This is a genomic window from Clostridium sp. LS (assembly GCF_002760435.1).
Lineage (GTDB): Bacteria > Bacillota > Clostridia > Clostridiales > Clostridiaceae > Clostridium.
On record NZ_AUUU01000178.1, the window covers coordinates 1 to 4,401 of the forward strand.

At 26.8% G+C, this 4,401-nt stretch carries 5 protein-coding genes and 2 pseudogenes; 5 read left to right on the plus strand and 2 right to left on the minus strand.

Annotated features, from left to right (window positions below; all coding sequences use genetic code 11):
- The first annotated feature begins 6 nt into the window (after window positions 1–6).
- From COL3_RS25540 to COL3_RS29445, 4 genes and pseudogenes are all read left to right on the plus strand, one after another.
- Window positions 7–188: pseudogene (locus COL3_RS25540) on the plus strand (alpha/beta-type small acid-soluble spore protein).
- A 149-nt stretch (window positions 189–337) separates the two neighbouring features.
- Window positions 338–562 carry a hypothetical protein gene (locus COL3_RS25545; RefSeq protein WP_078115959.1) on the plus strand — a complete coding sequence of 75 codons (225 nt, stop codon included), beginning with the start codon at window positions 338–340 and terminating at the stop codon, window positions 560–562.
- 836 nt (window positions 563–1,398) lie between these two features.
- Window positions 1,399–1,749 (plus strand): PAS domain S-box protein, encoded by a 351-nt coding sequence (locus tag COL3_RS29440; RefSeq protein WP_008419149.1) that lies wholly within the window; start codon window positions 1,399–1,401, stop codon window positions 1,747–1,749.
- Window positions 1,750–1,832: 83 nt separating this feature from the next.
- Window positions 1,833–3,193 (plus strand): annotated as a pseudogene (locus COL3_RS29445) (HD domain-containing phosphohydrolase).
- A 124-nt stretch (window positions 3,194–3,317) separates the two neighbouring features.
- On the opposite strand, the gene COL3_RS25555 reads toward COL3_RS29445, so the two are convergent.
- A complete protein-coding gene (locus COL3_RS25555) occupies window positions 3,318–3,467 on the minus strand; it encodes an aspartyl-phosphate phosphatase Spo0E family protein (protein WP_078116076.1) in 150 nt (49 codons plus the stop codon).
- On the opposite strand from COL3_RS25555, the gene COL3_RS25560 reads away from it, so the two are divergent.
- Window positions 3,424–3,822 (plus strand): hemerythrin family protein, encoded by a 399-nt coding sequence (locus tag COL3_RS25560; RefSeq protein WP_035282352.1) that lies wholly within the window; start codon window positions 3,424–3,426, stop codon window positions 3,820–3,822. The two genes, COL3_RS25555 and COL3_RS25560, sit on opposite strands and share 44 nt — an antisense overlap.
- A 176-nt stretch (window positions 3,823–3,998) precedes the next feature.
- Here the strand turns inward: COL3_RS25560 and COL3_RS25565 are convergent, their stop codons facing one another.
- A complete protein-coding gene (locus COL3_RS25565) occupies window positions 3,999–4,358 on the minus strand; it encodes a hypothetical protein (protein ID WP_035282342.1) in 360 nt (119 codons plus the stop codon).
- Between the last annotated feature and the right edge of the window lie 43 nt (window positions 4,359–4,401).

A 4,401-nucleotide genomic window follows, 5' to 3' on the forward strand; every position in this document is an offset into this window, starting at 1 on the left:
TAGTGAATTGATAGAACTTTAGTATCAGAAGCAAAGGAAGATTTAAACAGATTAAAAACTGAGGTTACGAAATAGGACTTCAAAAGCACTCTTACACAGATAAAGAAAATCTTTCTTTAAGACAAAATTGTAGTGTTGGTAAGGAAATGGTAAAGAAAATGATAGAAAGCTACGAACAAGGACTATAAAATCAAAAATTGGAATGACTAAGATTTTACCCTTAATGAATTCTAATTTTTAGTTTAATTTATAATGATTACTCTGCTCAATTTTTTATTGAATAATCATATTTCTTATAGTGGAATTTACCAAGAAATATTTGAAAAGCAATATGCATATGGAATATATCAAATGTCATAACACTGGAAAATATAAACCATGTCTTGATGATTATGCCTATGATAAAGAATGGGAGAGTTTAGAAAATACAGGATTATCACTATCGCAAATTCATAATCAGGCATTAGATGTTTCTGGATATGAAATTATTACACCTTGCCCATACTGCAATAAAGAACCTGAATATTACCGTGAAAAGAAAAATAATAAAAAACAAGTATAATTAAGTAGGGGGTAACTCCCACTTAATTACACTGTTTCATAAGGATACATTTATATTCTCTTTCTACTTATAGTTATACCTCACTTGCTTTTGGTATTATAAGTTATATTTTTGTATCCCTTTATTGATCTTTTAGATAATTTACATTATATAATGTGCACTTCATTTGTGTAATCTTATTATTTTTAGTGATTGGATTTTTTTACCCAAATAACGCCGTTACTAAAAAGGACTAGCAGTTAAGCATTATATTGGAGATATGTATGCAATAAATATTTTAGTCCATGCCTTAAACTTTTCTTCCTTATTTCTATTTTATGATTTACAAAGTATATTTCAATTCCGACATATTTATCCTTATTTAGTATATATTAATTAAAATTGCTGCCTATTTTGATTGCAGTATAGATTATCTTTTAGGTAGGAGTGATAATTACATAAACTCTATTTGTTCGAGAGATTTACAATTTCAAACTATAAACATATAAATTAATGATGAATATACTTGTTATTTAACCGCTCAAGAAGTTGAAAATATCATTAGGCAATTAGATGCTGTGGTCTAAACTATGACAATTATAAAATTATAATAGTATTGACCTCCTCCTTCTTATTTGTTTTATTCATATAAATTATTTTTAAATCAATTAATGAAAATAATAAAGGAATTTTTAATTAAAGAATAGAATTATATTTACTTATAAATACTTTATAACCCAATAATATTAAATTTAAGATAAATTATAAAACTATCATTTAATTTTAGGTATTAAATATTTCTTAAAGTTGCCTTAATTTGCTGCATTTAATATATAAAAGAAAGGACGAGATTATCTATGATTAATATTAATTATAAAAAACTATTAGAAAACGCTCCCTATGGATATACCCTACATAAAATAATTTTGGATACTGACATAACTCCTCAAAATTTTGAATACATAGAAATTAATAATGCGTTTGAGGTAATAACAGGACTAAACAAAGAACAGATTATCGGCAAAAAAATATTAGATTTATTCCCCAATATGAAAGGTAATAATTTTGCCTTGGTAAAACATTACGAAAATATTGCACTAAATAGTGGAGAACTTGAATTTGACGCATATTTAGAAGATTTAAATAGATGGTATAAGGTAAAAATATTTTCTCATGAAAAATATTTTCTCATAAAAAATATTATGTAGTTAGTTATTTAATTTATATAACAAAAGAAGTAAAAGAAAGAGAATTATTTAAGAGCACACTCTTATCATTAGATGATGGTCTTATAGTTACAGATTTAGATGGAAATATTATTATGATGAATATCTCCGGAGAAAAAATAACCAAATTTAAGGAAGACGATGTTTTGATGAATAAAATATTTCATGTTTTTAATGTACAGGATAACTCCGGTAATACTAAACTTACTGAAAACATACTAAGTCTCATACATAAAGAAAAAAGTATTAAGAGTGATGAAAGTCTAATTTTAAAGTCAAAAAATGGAAAAGAAATTCCCATATCGTATAATATATATACAATTAAAGATAGCGAAGATAAAGCATATGGTATAGTGTTTACTTTTAAAGATATAACTGAAAAGATTGCTCAAGAGAAAGAGTTAAATCATATAACTTACCACGATGGGCTAACAGGTGTATATAATAGAAACTTCTTTAATATGGAAATCAAAAGTATTGACATAGCGGATAATTTGCCTATTTCTATAATCATGGGCGATGTTAATGGCTTGAAACTAACAAATGATGCTTTTGGTCATTTAATGGGTGACAAATTGCTTATATCAGCTGCCAATATAATGAAGACTGTTTGTAGGAATAAAGATATTATCGTAAGATGGGGCGGCGATGAATTTATAATTTTATTGCCTAGAACTAAGAGTGAAGATGTTAAAAAAGTTGTTAAAGAAATAAAAAATGAGTGTAAAAAATATGACAAAGAGATTATAAACATATCAATTTCCTTGGGATATGATACTAAATACAACAAAGATGATGATATATTAAAATCAATCTCATATGCAGAAGAAATGATGTATAAAGTAAAAATGTTAGAAAGTAAAAGTGTAAAAAGTAGAACATTAAAAATAATTGTAAATACTCTCTATGAGAAAAGTAGACTAGCTGATATACATTCTAGAAATATTAGTAAAGTTTGCGAGCAAGTAGGTAAATCTATGGAAATGTCTGAGGATAAAATTTCAGAGCTTAAAATCTTAGGAGATATCCATGATATCGGAAAGATAGGCATAAGTGAGTGTATTTTAAATAAAGAAGGCAAACTTAATGATGAGGAATGGGCAGAAATGAAAAAGCATCCTCAAATTGGCTATCATATTATATCATCATCTAATGATTTATCGTTCTTAAGTGAAGCTGTTCTTAGCCATCATGAAGGTATAACGGCGCAGGATATCCTAAAGGGCTTAAAGGTGATGAAATTCCATTTATGGCTAGAATCTTAGCAATCGCAGATGCATACGAATCCATGACAAGTGAAAGATCCTATAAAAAAGCATTTACAAAAAATGAGGCTATTGCGGAACTAAAAAAATATTCTGGAATTCAGTTCGATCCTGAATTAGTTAATCTATTTATCAACAAAGTCATAAAAAATTTAAACTAATGTCCTACTACATTTTATTATTTAAATTATATTTCTTATCCTATATCTTTTACTATGATAAACAAATATATACTTTTATTTCATTATATTGCAAGGAGAAATTTTAAAATTTCTCCTCTTTGTTTTACTTTTCTACTTGACTGATCAATTTGTTATATACATTCAAAGCATCATCCAGTTCCTGACTTGCAGTGATAGCTTCTGGATCTAATAAGTTTGACTTTTCACCGATTAGATCCTGTAATAACTTTAAAAAAGAATATAAAATCGGAATAGACTTTATTGATGATCAACATAGGTTTCTCTTTGAATTAGCAGATAAAACTTATAATCTCTTGACAAATGAATTCTCTCTAGATAAATATGATAAGATAATGGGATTGATAGATGAATTAAAATCATATACAGTCTTACATTTTAATGCAGAAGAAGATTATATGAAAAGTATAAATTATAAAAGAATGTTTAGTCAAAAAGTTGAACATGATGCTTTTATAAAAAAACTTAATGAAGTAGATTTTAGACTTATAGATGAGAATCAAGATGCAGCAATTACCGAAATATTGAAATTTTTAAATGATTGGTTAACCGAACATTTTCGCGATAGCGATATGCTTATTGGCAAATAGGAGATTAATTCTATAATATTAATATGTATGGTTAAGACTTTAATAAATCCTTAATATCGTATAAATACAATTATTTAAAACTTTAAATTCTATACATTTACAAATTTAATCTGAAATGAATGAAACTTATATTATAGAGAGGTGTAGAAATGTGCCTACACCTATATTTTCTTTTACTAGGTTCTAAATTTAGCAATCAGTTCTTGAAGTTCAATTGAAATTTTCTTTAAATCTTTAGCTGATTCTGATATCTGCTCCATACTAGCAGATTGCTCTTGTATAGAAGTAGATATCTCTTCAGTTGTGGATGCTGATTCTTCTGATATTGCTGATATATCAGTTACATTTTCTACAACTCCATCTTTATTATTATCTATACTATTAATCCTGACAATTAAATTCTCTATTTGTTTGATTATATTATTAACCGAATCATCTATAGCTTTAAACGCCTTTTCCGTTTCGATGGATGATATACTCGTTTCGTTTATTGCAGATTCTTCATTGGCCATCTCTAATTTAGTTGTAAGCGTCAAAGAATCGACGCGTAGCGATAGCGCAATTTAAGTGATAAAATAT